The organism is Pseudoalteromonas sp. CuT4-3 (genome assembly GCF_035666335.1).
In the GTDB taxonomy this organism is placed as follows: Bacteria; Pseudomonadota; Gammaproteobacteria; order Enterobacterales; family Alteromonadaceae; genus Pseudoalteromonas; species Pseudoalteromonas atlantica.
Genome location: NZ_CP142030.1, coordinates 555,952 through 575,372 on the forward strand (window position 1 = coordinate 555,952; position 19,421 = coordinate 575,372).

The window sequence follows — 19,421 nt, forward strand, 5'->3', positions numbered from 1 at the left end:
TATGAAAACCTTAGCAATATGTGTTGTCGTATATGTGTTACTTTTTACTGATACTGTGCCGCTAATACATTTTGATTCATGGCAGTTCCCACTGTGGATTGCAGATATGAGCTGGGTAGGGCTCGATCTGGCTGGTGTATTAGTCGCTATTATTGCAGTGGTAGCCGTAATGGCTTTAGTGACCATGGGGTTAATAGGCGCAGGGATTGTCGCGCTGGTTGGCACCATTTTGGCACTGTTATTTGGTTCAGTGATGATAGCCTGGCCATTATTATTTGTAGCTGTACTGTGCTGGTTGGTGCTCGATAACAAAAAAGTAACCTCTTAAGCCTTAATTTAACTGACTATTATTAGTTAACTATGTTAAATTTAAAGTGAAATTTTATGCTTTCACAAGGAATAAAGCGATGATGAAGCAGTGCTTTTTTATGGCCTCGGCGTTAATGATTAATGTGTTTTCGTCATCGGTTGCTGCACACGCTGGGCACAGCCACGATACAGACGAAGCTAAGCTTGAAGTAAGCCATGCACAAGTAAGGGCGTTTTTGCCTGGTAGTAAGTCGAGTGTTGGCTATTTAACAATTTCTAACCACGGTGGTGGTGTTGCTAAATTAACTAAAGCAACCATCGAAGGTTTAGGCCGTGTAGAAATACATGAGCACAAACATGTCAATGGCAAGATGAAAATGCAACAGGTTAAAGCCGTTACTATTAAGGGCCATGAAAGCCTAAGCTTTGAGCCTGGTGGTTACCATTTAATGGTATTTGATCCACAAGAGCCACTAAAAGTAGGGCAAGAACGTAAACTCACGCTATATTTTAGTGACGGTAACCGCTTGTTTACTAATGCTCAAGTGGTTTCGCTTGAAGCGCAAGCTGCGCATTCAAAGCCATCTAAAAAACAACACGCTCATCACTAGGAGGATAAATGTCGCAACATAAAGGAAAAATAGCTGGTGCCTTAGTGGTACTACTTATTATTTTTTACGCTATTGCAGTTTATTGGAGCATTGAGCCGGCACGTTTTAACGTAGTAACTAATGCAAAAGAAACGGCGCAAGCACGCAACGAAAAAATGGTAACAGGCTATACAACCACCTCAACGCTTATTACCGTTGCTAGCACATTACTTGATAAGCAAGGTGGGTATTTATCAAACGATGTGATGCCGCCAAGTGTGATAATGGATGACATGCCAGCGTGGGAATATGGCGCGCTTGAAATGGTGCGTGATTTAGCGTTATCAATGCGTAAAGATTTTAGCCGTTCACAGTCGCAATCTACCGAACATGAAGCCCTTAAAAAAGCGCAGCCACAATTTAATATTAGCTCTGAGGCATGGGCGTGGCCAAGTGCCGAGGGAGAGTACCAAAAGGGAATAGACTACCTTCTTGTGTACCGCTCACAAATTGCTAACGAGCATGAGCGCGATAGCCAATTTTATTCACGTGCAGATAATCTACGCAGCTGGTTAAAAGAAGCCGAAAAGCGTTTAGGCAGTTTAAGTCAGCGTTTAAGTGCAAGTGTTGGCCAAGACAAAGTAAATACCGATTTAGCCGGTAATTCTTCAAACACGCAAGCGACCTACACACCACTTCAGCAACAAGTAAGAACATCGTGGTGGGAAATAGACGACGTGTTTTACGAGTCGCGCGGTGCAACGTGGGCGTTATTACACTTTTTACAAGCGGTTGAGTATGACTTTGCTGATGTATTAGAAAAGAAAAATGCACGTGTAAGCTTACAGCAAATTATACGTGAGCTTGAGGCAACACAAGAAACCGTGTGGAGCCCAATTATATTAAACGGGAATGGCTTTGGCTTTGTGGCAAATCATTCTTTAGTTATGGCAAATTATATTTCAAGAGCCAATGCGGCTTTAATCGAACTTAGCGAACTACTAGCTCAAGGATAAAAAATGAAAAAGTATTGTTTAGCAGCTGCCCTATCAATGGCATGTTTAGCACCAGCAGCGCAAGCTGACACTCTATTAGGTTTATATGTAGGTGTTGATGGCTGGCAGTCAGATAACGACGGTCAGTTTTCTTACAAAGATAACGCACCACAAGATTTTAATTTTGAAGACGAAACCTTTATTAGCTACTACGCGGCACTAGAGCACCCAGTGCCATTAGTTCCTAACCTAAAGCTTAAATACACTGAGCTTGAACTTAATGGCTCAGCAACCCTTACTGATACGTTTAGCTTTAATGGCTCAGATTACGTGGTTGGTACAACTGCAAATACATTAAGTGATTTAACTCACATTGATTACATTCTTTATTACGAAATTTTTGATAACGATTTAATTTCAATTGATTTAGGTTTAAACGCAAAGCAGTTTGACGGTGACATTGTTGTAACTGGTACCACTCAACAAGGTGGCACTAACTTCTCTGAGACTAAAGATTTTTCGGGCTTTGTGCCACTTGCGTATGGCCGTGCTGAAGCAGGCTTACCATTTACGGGTTTAAGCGTGTTTTTTGAAGGCAGCTTTTTGGCTATCGACGATAGTAAAGTACAAGACTACCAAGTAGGTGTAGCGTATGAACTTATTGATAACCTAGCGGTAGATGTAGCTATTAAAGCGGGTTACCGCTCAATGACGTTAGAGCTAGATGATGTTGATGATATTAATACCGATATTGACGCATCAGGCCCATTTGCGGGTATTCAAGTTCACTTTTAATTAGTGAACCTACTACGTGGTGTGTTATTTATTAACATGCCACGTTAAATTAAATTCTCCCTCCAGTGCATTATTAATTAATTGCTTATACACCTTATTTACAGGGTAATTTATAAGCTTAGAAAGCTCATCGCCAGTTTGAGTAAACTTGTAATAGCTTAATACTAAGTCACTACTTTTAGCTTTTAACGTCACTTTTTGCGATAAAAACGACAGGGTGAGTTCTTGGCCTGCTTTTAATACCGCCGATTCTATTTCTTTTCTGTAGAGTAAATTAAGATCCATAAGCGTTAAAATATCAGGAAAGCTGATCCCCGTTTTTCCTAAATTAAGCGATACCTTATTGCCTTTTCGTAGTAAGTCGAAAAGCGAAGGCTTTTTATAAAACCCCAATAAAATAAAGTGGCTGTCGTCTTTTGCGTTGTAGCTGCTCAGCGATACACACTTTTGTAATGCATCTGCTTCGCGTTGGGTCATATGCTTGAGTGTTTGTAAGCTTTTTATAGAAAATGTACCGGGGTTGAGGGTCTCGCCAGTTAAAATTTTAGCCCACAGTGTTTGCATCGATTCATTTGAGGTGTCTTCACATAGGGCAATAAAGCGCTCTATCCAGTCGGCATCTGGTTGCTTATTGCTTGCCACATCGGGGCAAAATCCCATTGCTTTAGCTAAAATGGTTTCTATATTTTGCTGCTGTTTTATAAGCAGTAAATCTTGGCGCTTTTGGGCGCGCGCTAAAATAGGGTTATCGCTATTTATGTGATAAAGCGGGTTTAGATCGCCTTTAGAGCCGTAACTTTGATCTGTACTTGGTTGCCCTGTATTTGTGGTTATTTTTTTTACGGGGTAGCCAAGTAAAGACTCAATTATATTGGCGAGGTTAATTCTCGCTTGGGCTGATTTTACTGTCATCGTTATCCAGCTGTGTTTTTTGGTCGCGTAATTGCGCCACTGTTTGTAAGTTATTTAAGCCAAGTGACACTGTATTGCTTAATACATACTCGCTAAAAATTGATAGATAACCCGAAATTAGCGGGGTATTGGTTTGGCCATTAATATTACACGTTACATTTACCACACCTTCTACTTCGGTAAATGTAATTTCACCTTCAATAATATGCTCATTTTTTAAAAGTGCATTAAAGGTCATTTTATTTTGCGAAAGCGACGTAATGGTCATTTCTCCATACCCCCAGTCGCTTTGCCACGATTGATGCGCGCCTATACCGCGACTAGGTTCGCCTAAAGTAAAAGTGATAGACGGATCTACTTTGCCCCAAGGTGACCATGTATGCCAAAGGCTAAAGTCAGAGACCAGCGATTTAACGGTCGCTACATTGGCATTTATTTGTATGTTTTTATTTACGCTGTAATTTTGCGGCAGGGTTAAACCAATCAAAATAGCCACTAAAACTAACAATAAGAGCGTTTTTATAAGGATTTTAAAAAATTTAATAGGCACACCTTTTACGAGTTTTTTAGTTTGAAATATAACAACTTTTTATTAATCGACTATAGTATGAATTAGCCTATAAACCAAAAATATATTTTTAGCACATAGGTATGAGCTTATATAAGTATTAAAACTGATAAAGGGTAGATAATGTCGTCAGAGCAAAGCGATTTTTTATTTTTAGCGCCAGACAGCGAAGAGGAAATAACCCAAGAATTATCTGATTTTTGGGATGTTTTGATCGTTGATGACGATCCTGAAATACATTCAGTGACTAAGCTTGCATTGTCGGGCGTAGAGTTTTGGGGGGCAGGGCTGCGTTTTCACGATGCGTACTCTGGCAGCGAAGCCATCGAAATACTCAAAAACAATAATACAATATCCGTTATTTTTTTAGATGTAGTGATGGAATCTGATGATGCGGGTTTGCAAGTTGTAAAACGCGTACGCGAAGAGCTTAACAATCAGCATGTGCGAATTATTTTACGAACCGGCCAAGCGGGCAACACCCCAGAAGAAAAAGTAATTCGCGAATATGACATTAACGACTATAAAACAAAAACAGAGTTAACTCGTTCTAAATTAGTAACTTCTTTAATCACCGCTATTCGTTCGTACGAGCAAGTATGCCAGCTTGAGTATCAAAGTGATGCGATGAACACCATTGTTTCGGCTTCAAAGTCTATTTTAGGGCTTACCGATATTAAAGTGTTGTGCAAAGAGGTTATTAAACACTTGGGCATTATTTTAGAGTGTCAACAAGTTGGGTTGGTATGCAGTAAGCTAGATGGCGATAACTTTATTCAAGTATTGGGTGGTAGTGGCCATTATGAGAGCTACTTTGGTGAAAAGCTTGCTAATGTTGATAGCGTTGCGCTTGAACAAGTAGATCAGTGTTTTGAGTCGGCTCAGCATTGCCAAACTGATTCGAGCGTAACTTTTATTGTTAAAAGTAAGCACCGCCAGGCTGCTATTTATTTAGAGTGCGAGCATAAACCGAGTGATGCGCAGCTGCAATTTGCAGAGATTTTTCTTACTAATGTGAGTGTAGCCCTTGATAACGTAAGGCTGTTTGTAAAGCTAAGAGATGCGGCCTACAAAGATGTACTAACCGGTATTTCTAATCGTACTAATTTTATTGAGCGGGTAGTGCGTTATCAAAAGCCACACGTTAATGACTACGTTTTTGTATTAATTGATGTGATTGGTTTTGCAGATATTAACAATGGCTTAGGACAAGAAATTGGCAATCATTTGTTAATCGAGATTGTAAAGCGGCTTAAAGATGCTTATCCAGACGCAAAGTTATTGTCGCGTATTGGCGCAGATGTATTTGGCTTTATTATTCGCCAAACGGAGTTTGACCTTGAACAATTTAACGATGTGCTAAGTGTGCCTTTTAGTGCTGGCGAGCATATTTTGCCTGTCGATTTTAGAATTGGTTTATGTCAGCAGCAAGACTTTCAAAGTACTGGGTTAGATACACTCAAAGTTGCCTATATTGCATTAAACCAAGCTAAAAAGCTTAAATGCAAAGAGGGTATTTACTACGATATTGATATGCAAGACAAAATGGCTTGGCGCTTAGGTATTATTAGGCAGTTACGTCATGACTTTGCTCGGCAAAAACTCCAAGTGTGGTATCAGCCTCAGCTTTCACTTGATAATTTATCTTTGATTGGCTGTGAAGCATTACTGCGCTGGCCATCAGAAGATGGCTCGTTTATATCTCCTGCGGTGTTTGTGCCTTTAGCAGAGGATGCCGGTTTAATTGTTGATATTGGCCAATGGGTTTTAGAACAAGCTTGCCAACAGCAAAAACGCTTAGAGGCACTCGGTGAAGAAATTTGCATTGCTGTAAATGTATCTGTGCCGCAATTTAAGGTTAAAGGCTACGCTACAACAGTAAAAAACACCTTACAAAAGTACGACGTTAAACCCTGCAATATAGAGTTAGAAGTGACTGAAAGCGTGGTAATGGATGAATTAGAAACCGTGATCAATACCCTAAAAGAGTTAAAAGAATTAGGCGTAGAAGTGGCGATAGATGATTTTGGAACGGGCTTTTCTTCGTTAAGTTACTTACAAAGTTTACCGCTTGACAGGCTTAAAATAGACCGCGCATTTGTAAAAGATTTACCCGATAACGATACCGGGGCTATTGCTGCTTTGGTGGTGTCGCTTGGTGCTAAACTAGGACTAAAAACAATTGCTGAAGGTGTAGAAACACAGCAGCAGGCAGAGTTTTTGAAAAACTTAGGGTGTGATGAAGTACAAGGTTTTATGTACGCTAAGCCGATGCCTGAACACGAACTTTTAGAGTTTATTAAAGAGCGAAATAAAAAACTTAATATCAACAGACTTTACAGTAGGCGCGATATCTCTAGGTAATGTTGTATAAATAAGCAATGTATTAGGATATAATTCGCGCCTTTTGTTATTTTACGGCCAAAACTATGAGCTCCCTTAAAGCTGAACGCGCGCTATTTTCATACCCCAAATATTGGGCAGAATGTTATGGCACCGCCCCATTTTTACCTACCACTCGCGAAGAAATGGACGCTCTTGGCTGGGATAGCTGCGACATTATAATTATTAGCGGCGATGCCTATGTTGATCACCCTAGTTTTGGTATGGCGGTTATTGGCCGTGTACTTGAAGCGCAAGGCTTTAGAGTAGGTATAATTGCTCAGCCAGATTGGCAATCAAAAGATGCCTTTATGGGGCTTGGTAAACCAAACTTATTTTTTGGTGTAACAGCCGGCAACATGGATTCGATGATCAACCGCTACACGGCAGAAAAACGAATGCGCCATGACGATGCCTATACACCAGGTAATGTGGGCGGCAAGCGCCCTGACCGTGCGGTGATGATTTACTCTCAGCGCTTACGCGAAGCCTACAAAGGTGTCCCTATTGTTATTGGTGGTATTGAAGCAAGCTTGCGCCGTATTGCTCATTACGACTACTGGCAAGAAAAAGTACGCCGTAGTATTTTATTTGATGCCAAAGCCGACATCCTTATTTATGGTAATGCAGAGCGCCCGCTGGTGGAAGTAGCCCACCGTATAGCCGCTGGCGAAACTATGGATACAATTCAGGATATTCGTGGTACAGCGGTTATTCGTAAAGAGCCAATACCGGGCTGGCACGGAAGTGATTCAACAGCGATTGATAAAATAGGCAAAATTGATCCTATCCCAAACCCCTATGGGGCTGATGATGTTGGGTGTAGTAAATCAGAGTTTAAGCAAGCCGGTATTGATTTAAAAGCCGAGGCCGCTAAACCCATTACCATTCAGCCTGCGCGCCCTAAACCGTGGGAAAAAACATACGTTAAACTGCCTGCATTTGAGCAAGTAAGCGTTAATAAACCGCTTTATGCTCATGCCTCGCGCATTTTGCACCAAGAGACCAATCCAGGTTGTGCTCGTGCGTTATTTCAGCGCCATGGCGAACGCTCTATTTGGGTTAACCCGCCGGCATTTCCGCTCGAAACCCATGAGATGGATGATGTATTTGGTTTGCCTTATCAGCGTATACCGCACCCAAGTTATGGTGATGCAAAAATACCAGCCTACGATATGATTAAAACGTCGGTTAATATTATGCGTGGCTGTTTTGGTGGCTGTTCGTTCTGTTCTATTACCGAGCATGAAGGACGTATTATTCAAAGTCGCTCGCAAGAGTCGATTATTGATGAAATAGAACAAATTAGAGATAAAGTACCTGGTTTTACCGGTGTTATTTCTGATTTAGGTGGCCCAACGGCCAACATGTATAAATTACGCTGTACGAGCAAAAAAGCAGAAAGTACCTGTAGACGACTTTCATGTGTTTACCCTGATATATGTAAGCACATGGACACAGACCATACACCTACTATCGATTTATACAAAAAAGCCCGTGAAGTGAAAGGCATTAAAAAGATTTTGATCGCCTCAGGCGTTCGTTACGATCTAGCCGTACAAGACCCTCGCTATGTAAAAGAGTTGGTGACGCATCATGTGGGTGGCTATTTAAAAATTGCCCCTGAGCACACAGAAGATGGCCCTTTGTCTAAAATGATGAAGCCGGGCATGGGAGCCTACGATCAATTTAAAGAGCTATTTGATAAGTACTCAAAAGAAGCGGGTAAAAAGCAGTATTTAATACCGTACTTTATTTCAGCGCACCCAGGTACCAAAGACGAAGACATGGTTAACATGGCATTGTGGCTTAAATCTAACGACTTTAAGTTAGACCAAGTACAAAATTTTTACCCGTCGCCTATGGCCAACGCAACCACCATTTACCATACAGAAATGAACTCGTTGCGTAATATTAAAAACAACAAAGAGCAAGTACCTGTGCCAAAAGGAGCGCGCCAACGTCGCTTACACAAAGCCATATTGCGTTATCACGATCCATCGGGTTGGCCAATGATCCGCGATGCACTGCGTAGTATGGGGAAAGCCAATTTAATTGGTAAAGGCCCAAATTGCTTAGTGCCAGAAGAAGGCCGCGATGAAAAAGCACATAAAGGCGCTGGTAAAGGTAAAGGAGGGCGCCCAGCCTTAACGCGCCATACTGGGTTTAGCCAATTTAAAAAGGCTAACACTAAACCTAAAGTGGGCGGCAATCGCCAGCGTGCTTCTCGCTAAGTGTTAAAACAAGTAAATAAAAAACCCGATACTGAGTAACAGTATCGGGTTTTTTTATTGCGTTAATTTACTGCTGTTAGGTGTACATTACACCTTAAAGTTTTCTACCGATATTCTTAGCTCTTCAGCAAGTTTGGCTACTTCTGAGCTTGAAATGTTTGTTTGATTTGCCCCCTCAGCTGTTTGCTCGGCTATGGCTACAATAGATTCTAAACGTTCACTAATTTCTTGTGATACTTGTTGTTGCTCTTGAGCTGCGGTAGAGATTTCTTCACTTACATCGTGTGCTTGCGATACGGCAAGTGTAATTGAGTCTAATGCGCTGCTTGCTAAGTCGCTTTGTTCAACACATGATTCTGCTTGCTGTTTACCTTTATCCATTGCTGTTACAGCCGCTTCTGCGCCACTTTGAAGCGATTCAATCATAGATTGTATCTCTTGGGTCGACTCTTGCGTTTTGCTTGCCAGTGAGCGTACTTCATCCGCTACTACCGCAAAACCTCGGCCATATTCACCGGCACGCGCTGCTTCAATTGCAGCGTTAAGTGCTAATAGGTTGGTTTGCTCTGCAATGCCGCGTATTACATCTAAAATACTGCCTATAGATGCGCTGTCTTGATGAAGCTTATTAATAACACCTGATGCATCGTCCACCTCGCGAGCAAGTTGCTCAATAGTGGCTTTGTTTTGATGAGATATACCTTTTACACGTTCAGCTTCTTTATCGGCATTTTTTATTTCGTTAAGTGCCTGCTGTGCGCTGTTGCTTACTGTTTGCGACGTGCTGCTCATTTCGGTTGTGGCGGTTGCCGCTTGCTCTACTTGTGCTTGTTGGTTACGAATAGCTTGGCTTGACTCACCGGTAATGGCCGATGTTTGCTCAGACGCCGCTGCTAATTGAGTTGAGCGTGAAATAATGCCTTTAATTAAGCTACGTAAGCTATCTATAAGGGTGTTACAGCTTTTTGATAGCTCGCCAAATTCATCTTTTGCAGAGTCATCTAAGCGTTGGGTCATATCACCGCTGGCAACAATATCTAAAATCCGATTAACCTCAGCCAGTGGCTTAGTGATTCTATTAACGGTAAGAATCGCAATTGCAATTGCAATTAACGTTGCGATGATCATGCCTGCCCATGTCCAGAGCGTCGCTGAGTCTACATCCTCGCGAACACCTTCTTGTAATTTGTAAGCTACAGTACTTGCTTGTGTTACTAAATCATCAATTTGCGACAGTGCCATAGTGGTTGCTTGCTCTGATTGGGCAAGTTCTTTTTCGGTAAGTGCGATAGCGTCAATAAGGCGCTGCTTATTGGCCGCTAAGCTATTATTACCGCTGATATTTTCTATCAGCGTATCAACGTATGCTTGTAAATCACTGTATAGGTCGTTGTTATCTTGCTCTATAGCTGGCTTTATTAACGTTAAAGTACGAATTACTTCGTCAAGGTAATAAGCTTGCTCATTTTTTACAATATCTAAGGTGTTTGTCGTCTTAACCGTGAGCATATCGGTACTGTTACTCACCACAGACATAAAGTTGTTTTCTAAGTTATTGGCGGCTTGGTAAGCGCGTGGGTGATTTTGCTCAAAGTTAGTAATATCTGTGATATCAAGCACGACTGAATTGGCATCTTCAGCTGCAATCTCAATTGTTTCAAGCTGTGCTGTGAGGGTTTTATTAAGTGCCAGTTGTTTATCTTTATCAGCTAATAGGTTTTCGACCGTACCTAAAAAGCTTAAGTAGGTTTTTTCTACTGCTTGGCTTTTTTGACTCAGTGATGCATCGTTTTTTACTACACGTTGAAGGTCGGCGTGCAGCGAGTTGAATTTGTCTTTTTGCTCAAGTACTTTTTGTTTTATAGGGGTGAGCTGTGCGCTTGAGGTGGTATAAAAACTAGCTTGGGCTGCTTTACTCATTAAAATAAATTCAGCTTGTAGTTCTGAGCTTTTATTAAGCGCGGGCAGTGATAACTGGTTTACCTGCTGGGTAGAGCGGTCAATGCTCGCAATTTTTATTAAAGAGTTACCACCAATGATTATGAGTAATAAGGTGATAAATATAAAACCACACCAAATTCGTTGGCTTACTGTCAGATTCATATGGATTTCCAATTAAAGTACTTCAATCACATCTTATCGGCTTTTTAACCAATAAGTTAAGCAATTAATATCTATTAATTTAAATTTAACATATGTGCTGGGGTTTTACAGTTTATTTAGATAAAAGCGTCGGCTTTTCTACTATTTTTTGCTTAGTTTGCAAATCCATCATCGTTAAAGCACCGCCCCATACGCATCCGGTATCGAGCGCATGTATGTGATTGAGCTGAGTAACCCCTTCAAGAGCGGCCCAATGGCCAAATATAAGGTTGTTTTCTAATGCTTTTATATTAGGGTGAGTGAACCAGGCTGTTAACGTTTTATTATCGCTAATTGCGCCTTTCGCACTAAGCTCTAACGTGTTGTTGCTGGTTAAAAAGCGCATGCGGGTAAAGTAGTTAACAATGTACCTAAACTTATCAAATTCGTTTAAATCGTCATGCCATATAGCGGGATGAGGCTGATACATTTTTTCAAAAAAGTGCTTAGCATTTGCCGATTGATAACAACGCTGAGCAAACTGTGCGTGTTCAAGTGCGCTTTCTATAGACCAATTAGGGTTAAGCCCTGCATGCGATATAAAGCTGCGGTGCTGTGCTAAATAAATAGCAAGCGGCTGAGTTTGCAAATAGGCGATATAGTGAGGAAGCTTTTTACTATCAAAAATAGCACCGAGTTTATCTTTGGGGTTTATTGGCTTATTAAGATAATGACAGGCAACCATGTGTAAATCATGATTGCCTAAAGTAACAGTCATGCTGTCTTGATGGCGATAAATATAATCTAGGCAGGCCAGAGAGTCCGGCCCACGTGCGACGATATCGCCCACTAAATAAAGGTGATCTTTGCTTGGGTTAAAGTCAACCCGTTTGAGCAAGCGGCTAAACTCTTTAAAGCAGCCTTGTAAATCACCAATTGCGTAATCAGCCATGGCGCTTTTTACTAATGTAAAATGTTAGGGCACGCTAAACGAAATACGCTTATAGGTGCTTCAAACTCAGAGCCAAACTCATTGCGCAGTGTGTAGTGTCCCTGCATGGTGCCAACAGGGGTGTCCAATATTGCGCCACTGGTGTATTTATAAGTTTCGCCTGGGCCTATAACGGGGGTTTCGCCCACAACGCCTTCGCCTTCTACTTCAACTTCTTTACCATTGGCATCGGTGATCAACCAATAACGGCTCAAAAGTGTAGCGCTGCAAAGACTGTGGTTTTTAATTGTCACTGAGTAGGCAAAAACGTACTTTTCTAGCTCAGGCTGAGATTGCCCTTCAACATAAAAAGTCTCTACAGAGACTTTTACAGGAGAGCCAATATTACTGCTTGTTGTCATAAATCCAATTAGCTATATCAATAAATTGTTGTAACGTTAGGCTTTCAGCACGCAAAGTAATATCAATACCAATGCTGGTAAGCTCATCTGCGGTGAGTAAGTTGCCTAAGCTGTTACGCAATGTTTTACGGCGTTGATTAAAGGCTTCTAAACACACGGTGTTTAAAATTTTCACGCTTTTAGCGGTACGTTGCTCGGCTTTTTTAGGGATCAGACGAATAACCGCAGAGTCTACTTTAGGTGCTGGTTTAAAACACTCTGGCGGTACTTCAACCACGGGCATTGCGTGGCAGTAGTATTGCGTCATCACACTTAAGCGGCCAAAGGTTTTGCTGCCTGGGCCTGCAACCATACGTTTTACTACTTCTTTTTGCAGCATAAAGTGCATGTGCTCAATATGATCAGCAAACTCAAAAAGATGAAACAGTAATGGCGTAGAAATATTGTAAGGCAGGTTACCAAACACTTTTAATTTTTTGTCATCGCGTACTAGGCTTGCAAAGTCAAACTTCATTGCATCGCCTTGGTTTACGTTTAATTTAGGACCTAAAAAAGGGTGCTCAATTAAACGCTGAGCTAAGTCTTTATCTAGCTCAACAACAGTAAGTTGGCCGCTTAAATCGGCAACAGGTTCGGTAATTGCGCCTAAACCTGGGCCAATCTCTACTAGGTTGTCTTGTGGTTTAGGATCGATTGCAGTCACTATTTTATCAATGATAGATTCATCAAATAAAAAGTTTTGCCCAAAACGTTTACGGGCGCGGTGTCCTAAATGTACTTTATCGGTCATTGATTCTGTGCTTTTTCATGGGCGAGCTTAATTGCTTCGCGGATCGCTAATTCAAAACTGCCAACTTCAGCGTCACCGGTGCCTGCTAAATCAAGCGCAGTACCGTGATCGACCGAAGTGCGGATAAATGGTAAACCTAAGGTTATATTTACCGAGTTACCAAATCCCTTGTATTTTAGCACAGGTAAACCCTGATCGTGATACATAGCAAGCACGGCATCGGCTTGAGAGAGGTATTTATCCTGAAATAGGGTATCGGCAGGAAGCGGACCAATTAAATTCATGCCTTGGCTGTTTAAAAGCTCAAGCGTAGGTGAAATTGTTTCTATTTCTTCTGTGCCTAAATGACCGTCTTCGCCGGCATGGGGGTTTAATCCACACACTAAAATTTTTGGTTGCTCAATACCAAACTTAGTTTGTAAGTCGTGGTTTAAAATACTAATAACTTTAGTTAAGCGCTCTTGTGTAATTGCACGCGATACATAAGCCAGTGGTATATGCGTTGTTACTAGGGCAACACGCAAGCCTTCAGTTGCTAGCATCATTACTACATCAGAGGTGCCCGATTGCTGAGCAAAGTACTCCGTGTGGCCACTAAAGGAAATACCGGCTTTATTAATAATCCCTTTGTGAACAGGGCCCGTGACAACGGCATCAAAGGTACCGTCCATATTTTTTTCGCTGGCAATACGTAAGGTATCAAGCACGTATTGGCCATTTAAGTCGTCTAGTTCACCTAGCTTAACGTCAGTGCCTAAATCTACTTGGTGAATATACATGCTACCTGCAGGCGCTATAGCTGCAGGGGTATTTTCATCAAAATCAATTAGCTCAATATTAAGGCCCAAGTGTTGAGCGCGTTCTTTTAATAACTGTTTGTCGGCGATAGCGACCAGTTGAGCTTGCCATGGTTGCTGCGCTAATTGCAGCAGCAAGTCAGGGCCAATCCCCGCAGGTTCACCCGGGGTAATTGCAATTCGTAATGTCATAATTACTCGTCTATAGGGAAAATTTCAACATGGGCTTGTTCGCGCATTTCTTGCTGCCAGTTAAAACTTTCTTCTTTAAATTTACGATTAAACAACATGCCGTGCGCACGGTTACGTTTAGCTAGCTCGGTTTTATCTGCTACACGTTTATCTAAAAGTTGTACTATGTGCCAACCAAATTGTGTTCTAAATGGTTCACTAATTTGGTTTTTATCAAGTGATAACAAAGTATCTTTAAACGCCGGTACATACGTTGTAGGGTCAGTCCAATCATACTCACCGCCTTTAAGGGCTGAGCCTGGATCTTCTGAGTATTCTTTAGCAAGCTCAGCAAAGTCTGCTTTTCCTGCGCGTAAATCTTTGGCAAATCCTGCTAGCATGCTACGTGCTTTTTCTTCACTTAAAATAATTGAAGGCTTAATAAGAATATGGCGTGAGCGTACTTCTGTAGTTTCTACTAATTGGCGACCACGTACATCTTGAACCTTAATTATATGAAAGCCAGCACCCGAGCGAAGCGGGCCAACAATAGCGCCTTTCTTTTGACCTTTTACAGCTTCGGCAAATAACGAAGGCATTTCGTTGATACCCATATAACCGAGTTGTCCGCCTTCAAGCGCTTTTGAACCACCTGATGATGAAATAGCGATGCGTTTAAACTCTTGGCCATCGTTTAATAGCTCAATAACTTTGTCAGCACGTGTTTTAGCACTGGTGATTTCATCTGCTGTTGCATCGTTAGGAATATCAATAAGGATGTGGCCAATATCATACTCTTCAGAGTTTTGACCTTGGCTTTCCATTATTTTTAACAGGTTATCTACTTCTTGTTGGCTAATATAGATTCGGCGATCTACATTGGCACGGGTAACCTGTTGGGTGGTGATCTCTTTACGAATTTCTTCGCGGTAGGCTTGAAAGCTCTCGCCAGCGGCTTCAATGGTACGACGAAGATCGGCAATGCTGCCGCCTTGATCTTTTGCCATATTCGCGAGTGTTTGGTCTAACTGGCTGTCTGAAATTTCAAGGCCCATACGTTCAGCCATTTGCATCATAAGCGTTTGGTTAACTAAACGCTCAACGGCTTGTACGCGAAGCGTTTCGTCTTTAGGAAGTTGTTGGCCTTGCTCTGCGGCTTGCTTTTTAACACGATTAATTATGGTGTCTACTTCACTTTTTAAAATTACGCCTTGGTTTACAACACCAATTACTTTGTCGATTTCCTGTGGGGCGGCAAATGCGCCATGGCATAAGCTTAAGCTTAAAATAGCTGTTGATAATAGTTTTTTTAAATTCATATTCTTTTTACTACTCTTCTAATAGTACTGCTTTAAAACAGGGCGTACTGCATTTTAGGGCTTTAAAGTATCACCTTAATTGCTCGTTTGCCTTAATTATTAAGAAAATACGGTCTACGGTAGCCAAAAATACCTTGTTGTAATAATTTTTGTGCATCGTAACGGCTCTTACTGCCAAGTCCTTTTAATACAAAGTTTAAACTAATACCTGAATCAAAAGTGGCTTGTTGCTGCCCGATAGACTGATTTAAATCGGTTTCAATCTGACGGTGACCAGTAATTTGGATTGCCCAACAGCATGATTCATACTGTAATCCGCTTAAAAATTCGATGCTTCGATTATTTTCAAGGTCCCGGTGGTAGCTTGCAATAAATTGCCACTGTTCACTAATTGGGATACTTGTAAATACACCCGTTTGCTCGATTGTATTTCCTGAGACATCATTTGCATAGCGATGGTTCAATTGAACTAGCTCATTATTGTCACCTTTGTAATCGAGGGTGACATTTGACTGGATCATTTGCTTACCATCCGTGTCGTATTGCATACCCGCTGAGAGGTACCAACGGCGGTGCCAATGTAGCATTGTTTGCGCTGCAAAAAGGGCGTTGTAGTTTGTCTCTGAGTCTAAATCTTGCTCGGTAGGTTTAGCCGAGTCGTTTAGGTAAAAAATTTGACCCGCGCTAAAGTTAAACACTTCTTCGTGTTTATTATCAAATAAGCGTGTTGTTGCACCTAACGTAAATTGGTTAGCTGCGGCTATACGGTCTACACCCGAAAAGCGCGTATCTCTAAATAGGCCAAAAAAGTCATCCTGTAAGCGGGTGGTGTCAAATAGACCTATCTCAGATTGATCCTTATTAGGGGTATATAAATACTGTATTTGTGGCTCAAGAGTTTGAATGCCATCTTCAAAAAAGGTCGAGGTGTCACGTTCAAAGTTAAGCTGCGAGTACAAACGTACTTTTGGCAAGGTACGCGAAACGCTATCGCTATATTGAGTGCCCGTTAAATTACCACTTTGTTTGTAGTTAGTTTGCAATAAGCTCACTTCTGAGAGAAACGACCACGCATGTGTTGCGTAGTTAAAGCGCGCTTTTGGCTCTACGTGTACACGGGTAGCACTGTCTATGGCAATTTCTGAAGATTCGTTGGTAAAGTGGCTTACTTCACCCGACAAACTAAAGTCAAAGTTATCAAAACGCCATGGGGCGGTTTGTGTAAAGCTAATTTGTGGAACCGCGGCATACGACTCTAAGTGATCGCCCAGTACTTCAAAGTTTTGAAATTTAATATCGGTACGCCATGTGTCACCAAGGTGAGTCACAGAGCCGGTACGATAAAGTTGGGTATCGGTTTTATTTGCGTAATTAGAGCTTAAATCGGTGATGTAGTTGTCATCACTGACGTTAGTTATATCAATATTGGCGCGCCAGTCTTCACTTAAATAGCTTTGTTGCTGCCAATGAAACATATAGCGCTCATCAAGGCTTGGCTCCGAATCATCGCTATCTAAATATTCAATACCGACTAAGCCTTCATGTTGCTCCGTGAGGTATCTAAACTCGGTTTGCAATTGTAAGCCTTTGCGCGACATATAACGTGGTGTAATAGTGGCGTCAAAATTAGGCGCAATATTCCAATAATAGGGCGTAACAGTTTCAAGGCCGTAACGGTCAGAGCTCGAAATACTTGGTGTTAATAAGCCCGACTTGCGTCGCTCATCCAGCGGAAACGTGAAATAAGGTAAATATAAAACGGGGGTATCAAGAATACGTAAAACGGCGTTATAGGTTTCGCCCCAGCCTTCTTCACGAGAGAGGTTAATTTCGTCGGCTTCTATTTCCCACACGGGTGTATCGCTTGGGCAAGTAGTAAAGCTTGCATTCATTAACAATAAGCCAGACTCGTTGACAGTGAGTTTTTCGGCGCCACCTTTACCTTGTTGCGCTGTTAAGCTGTAATCGGCACCTAGTAGGCTTATTTCTGAATTATTTAAATCGGCATTTAAACCTGAGCTGTTTACTTGGCTTACACGGTCTTGATAAGTAATAGGGCCTGTTGCATTAAGTAAACCGCGCTGTTTATCTATAAGCGCAGTTTGTGCGGACAAACTCATATCAAGGGTGTTAATATCAACATTGCCGGTAAATTCAGCGCTTTGTGTGCCTAGGAGCTCTACATCGTCAGCTTGTATATCAACCGATCCTACCGCTAAATTTGGTAGAGGTTGCCAAGCTCTGGTTTGCATTGAAATGCCACATAAATTGTGTGCCAGTTCAGTTTCGGCAAGCGATGGTGCGCTAATTACGCCTAGCATCAATATGCCCCAGGTTTTGCTCATTTATCGACCTTAATGCTCTTTGGTTTATTATAAGCTAGACATAATAAAGGAAAACAATGGCAAATACAGTAATTGACCTATAAAAATAGACATCTTATATAATGACACGCTTTGATAATTTACAACTATTTATAAATACGCACTTTGATGCTAAACCACACTCCTTGGTAGCCATTACTGGGGATGCCAGCTTTCGCCGTTATTACCGTTTAAGCTGTGCCGGAAAAGCGTTTATTGTGATGGACTCCGACCCACAAAAAGTAAATAACGCTCCGTATATCTCTCTTAATAAAGTATTCACCGACAACGGCTTTTTATTGCCTGAAATAATTGCAAGCGATGAAGAACAAGGCTTTTTTGTGTTAAGTGACTTAGGAAATACACACTTAGCCGATAAGCTCGATGAATCAAATAGAGATGAATATTACAAGCAATTAATCCGTTTAGCGGCAAGCTGGGCCAAAACCCCTGAATCAGCAGCTATGCAAAATTATAATAAAGAATTTATTCATCTTGAGCTGAATATTTTTAGTCAATGGCTGGTTACTGATTTTATTGGCTTAACATTGAGTAATGAGCAACAAACGCTTTGGCAGCAAAGCTGTGAGCTATTAACGAACGCTATGCTAGCGCAGCCTACGGTCACGGTTCATCGTGATTATCACAGCCGTAATATTATGTATAGCAATGAGCAGTGGGCAATTATAGATTACCAAGATGCCGTGCGCGGGCCGCTGTGCTATGACTTAGTGTCGCTGCTACGTGATTGCTACTTTAAGTTGCCACAAGCACAGCTTAATCAGCTGCTTGAGTACGGGTATGAAGAATTTACAGCGCAAAAATTAATAACAGATACTTCTTTTGAGCAGTTTAAACAGTGGTTTGATTTAACGGGTATTCAGCGCCATTTAAAGGCAGCGGGAATATTTTGCCGGCTCTATTTACGCGATGGCAAAACCGGTTACCTTGATAATATTTTATCGACGTTGGATTACATTGTTGATGTTGCTAAAACCTATCCAGAGCTTGCAGCGTTAAGTGAGTGGGTAGGCAGCATTGTAATACCGCAGGTAACACTAAAATTAGCTAAGGAGCGCACATGAAAGCCATGATTTTAGCTGCCGGGCGCGGCCAGCGAATGATGCCGCTTACACAAGCTATGCCTAAACCTATGCTAAAAGTGGCGGGTAAACCGCTGATTGAGCACCATATTAATAACCTTAAAGCCGCTGGCATTACTAACATTGTTATAAACCTAGCTTGGCAAGGGGATAAAATAAAAAGCTATTTTAAAAATGGTGCTGAGTTTGGTGTGCGCATTGAATATAGCCAAGAGGCTGAGGGCGGCCTTGAAACCGCAGGCGGAATTATTCAGGCGCTGCCATTACTAGGTGAGCAATTTATTGTAATTAATGGCGATGTATTTACAGATTACGATGTGAGTGCGCTTACACAGTTGCACCTGCAAGACGGCGAGGCTCACATAGTGTTAGTAGAAAACCCACCTCATAACGAAAAAGGGGATTTTGCGTTAAGTCACTTATCGGCTGAGAGTCAAAAGTATACATTTTCGGGGATTAGCCGTTACCACGCTAATTTTTTTAAAGGTTTAGAGCCTGGCATACGCCCGCTTGGGCCAATACTGCGAGAAAAACTCGCCCAACAAGTTATCTCAACTGAGCTTTATATTGGTCAGTGGGACGATATAGGCACACCACAGCGACTCGCACAGCTCAACGAGCGCATACAAAACACACTTTAATAGAGGCAGTTAATTAG

General features: G+C 41.6%; 17 protein-coding genes. 8 read left to right on the top strand and 9 right to left on the bottom strand.

The features are described from left to right. Window position 1: 1 nt before the first annotated feature. The 4 genes from VOI46_RS02430 to VOI46_RS02445 all read left to right on the top strand — a co-directional run bounded on the left by VOI46_RS02430 (window position 2) and on the right by VOI46_RS02445 (window position 2,689). Window positions 2-328 (top strand): hypothetical protein, encoded by a 327-nt coding sequence (locus VOI46_RS02430; protein ID WP_004585845.1) that lies wholly within the window; start codon window positions 2-4, stop codon window positions 326-328. A gap of 79 nt (window positions 329-407) precedes the next feature. Next, window positions 408-920 carry a copper chaperone PCu(A)C gene (locus tag VOI46_RS02435; RefSeq protein ID WP_039972069.1) on the top strand — a complete coding sequence of 171 codons (513 nt, stop codon included), beginning with the start codon at window positions 408-410 and terminating at the stop codon, window positions 918-920. Window positions 921-928: 8 nt separating this feature from the next. After that, window positions 929-1,915, top strand: coding sequence for a DUF2333 family protein (locus tag VOI46_RS02440; RefSeq protein ID WP_004585847.1), 987 nt, complete (start codon window positions 929-931; stop codon window positions 1,913-1,915). Window positions 1,916-1,918: 3 nt separating this feature from the next. Continuing rightward, window positions 1,919-2,689: a TIGR04219 family outer membrane beta-barrel protein gene (locus VOI46_RS02445; protein WP_004585848.1), complete on the top strand. Its 771-nt coding sequence runs from the start codon at window positions 1,919-1,921 to the stop codon at window positions 2,687-2,689. Window positions 2,690-2,713: 24 nt separating this feature from the next. On the opposite strand, the gene VOI46_RS02450 is transcribed toward VOI46_RS02445, so the two are convergent. Together VOI46_RS02450 and VOI46_RS02455 are read right to left on the bottom strand one after the other, a co-directional pair. After that, on the bottom strand, window positions 2,714-3,601 hold the full coding sequence (locus tag VOI46_RS02450; RefSeq protein WP_004585849.1) for a TIGR03899 family protein: 888 nt from the start codon (window positions 3,599-3,601) through the stop codon (window positions 2,714-2,716). Next, a complete protein-coding gene (locus tag VOI46_RS02455; RefSeq protein ID WP_004585850.1) occupies window positions 3,570-4,151 on the bottom strand; it encodes an SRPBCC family protein in 582 nt (193 codons plus the stop codon). Before VOI46_RS02455 ends, VOI46_RS02450 begins: the two co-directional genes overlap by 32 nt. Before the next feature lie 141 nt (window positions 4,152-4,292). Between VOI46_RS02455 and VOI46_RS02460 the strand changes: the two genes are divergently transcribed. Then, window positions 4,293-6,533: an EAL domain-containing protein gene (locus tag VOI46_RS02460; RefSeq protein WP_004585851.1), complete on the top strand. Its 2,241-nt coding sequence runs from the start codon at window positions 4,293-4,295 to the stop codon at window positions 6,531-6,533. 65 nt (window positions 6,534-6,598) lie between these two features. Then, window positions 6,599-8,785, top strand: coding sequence for a YgiQ family radical SAM protein (locus VOI46_RS02465; protein WP_004585852.1), 2,187 nt, complete (start codon window positions 6,599-6,601; stop codon window positions 8,783-8,785). Between the two features lie 87 nt (window positions 8,786-8,872). Here the strand turns inward: VOI46_RS02465 and VOI46_RS02470 are convergent, their stop codons facing one another. The 7 genes from VOI46_RS02470 to lptD all read right to left on the bottom strand — a co-directional run bounded on the left by VOI46_RS02470 (window position 8,873) and on the right by lptD (window position 17,642). Continuing rightward, a complete protein-coding gene (locus VOI46_RS02470; protein WP_004585853.1) occupies window positions 8,873-10,888 on the bottom strand; it encodes a methyl-accepting chemotaxis protein in 2,016 nt (671 codons plus the stop codon). 112 nt (window positions 10,889-11,000) lie between these two features. After that, complete coding sequence (locus tag VOI46_RS02475; protein WP_004585854.1) at window positions 11,001-11,819, bottom strand: symmetrical bis(5'-nucleosyl)-tetraphosphatase; 819 nt, start codon at window positions 11,817-11,819, stop codon at window positions 11,001-11,003. An 11-nt stretch (window positions 11,820-11,830) separates the two neighbouring features. After that, on the bottom strand, window positions 11,831-12,220 hold the full coding sequence (apaG, locus tag VOI46_RS02480; protein ID WP_004585855.1) for a Co2+/Mg2+ efflux protein ApaG: 390 nt from the start codon (window positions 12,218-12,220) through the stop codon (window positions 11,831-11,833). Next, window positions 12,204-13,010 (bottom strand): 16S rRNA (adenine(1518)-N(6)/adenine(1519)-N(6))-dimethyltransferase RsmA, encoded by an 807-nt coding sequence (rsmA, locus tag VOI46_RS02485; protein WP_004585856.1) that lies wholly within the window; start codon window positions 13,008-13,010, stop codon window positions 12,204-12,206. Before rsmA ends, apaG begins: the two co-directional genes overlap by 17 nt. After that, window positions 13,007-13,999 (bottom strand): 4-hydroxythreonine-4-phosphate dehydrogenase PdxA, encoded by a 993-nt coding sequence (gene pdxA, locus VOI46_RS02490; RefSeq protein ID WP_004585857.1) that lies wholly within the window; start codon window positions 13,997-13,999, stop codon window positions 13,007-13,009. Before pdxA ends, rsmA begins: the two co-directional genes overlap by 4 nt. A 2-nt stretch (window positions 14,000-14,001) precedes the next feature. Further along, the gene (surA, locus tag VOI46_RS02495) at window positions 14,002-15,297 is read right to left on the bottom strand and encodes a peptidylprolyl isomerase SurA (protein WP_004585858.1); all 1,296 of its coding nucleotides are present in this window, start codon (window positions 15,295-15,297) and stop codon (window positions 14,002-14,004) included. 92 nt (window positions 15,298-15,389) lie between these two features. Beyond that, on the bottom strand, window positions 15,390-17,642 hold the full coding sequence (gene lptD / locus VOI46_RS02500; RefSeq protein WP_004585859.1) for an LPS assembly protein LptD: 2,253 nt from the start codon (window positions 17,640-17,642) through the stop codon (window positions 15,390-15,392). Window positions 17,643-17,743: 101 nt separating this feature from the next. On the opposite strand from lptD, the gene VOI46_RS02505 reads away from it, so the two are divergent. Next, the gene (locus tag VOI46_RS02505; protein WP_004585860.1) at window positions 17,744-18,745 is read left to right on the top strand and encodes a phosphotransferase; all 1,002 of its coding nucleotides are present in this window, start codon (window positions 17,744-17,746) and stop codon (window positions 18,743-18,745) included. Further along, window positions 18,742-19,404: an N-acetylmuramate alpha-1-phosphate uridylyltransferase MurU gene (gene murU / locus VOI46_RS02510; RefSeq protein WP_004585861.1), complete on the top strand. Its 663-nt coding sequence runs from the start codon at window positions 18,742-18,744 to the stop codon at window positions 19,402-19,404. Before VOI46_RS02505 ends, murU begins: the two co-directional genes overlap by 4 nt. The last annotated feature ends 17 nt before the right edge of the window (window positions 19,405-19,421 follow it).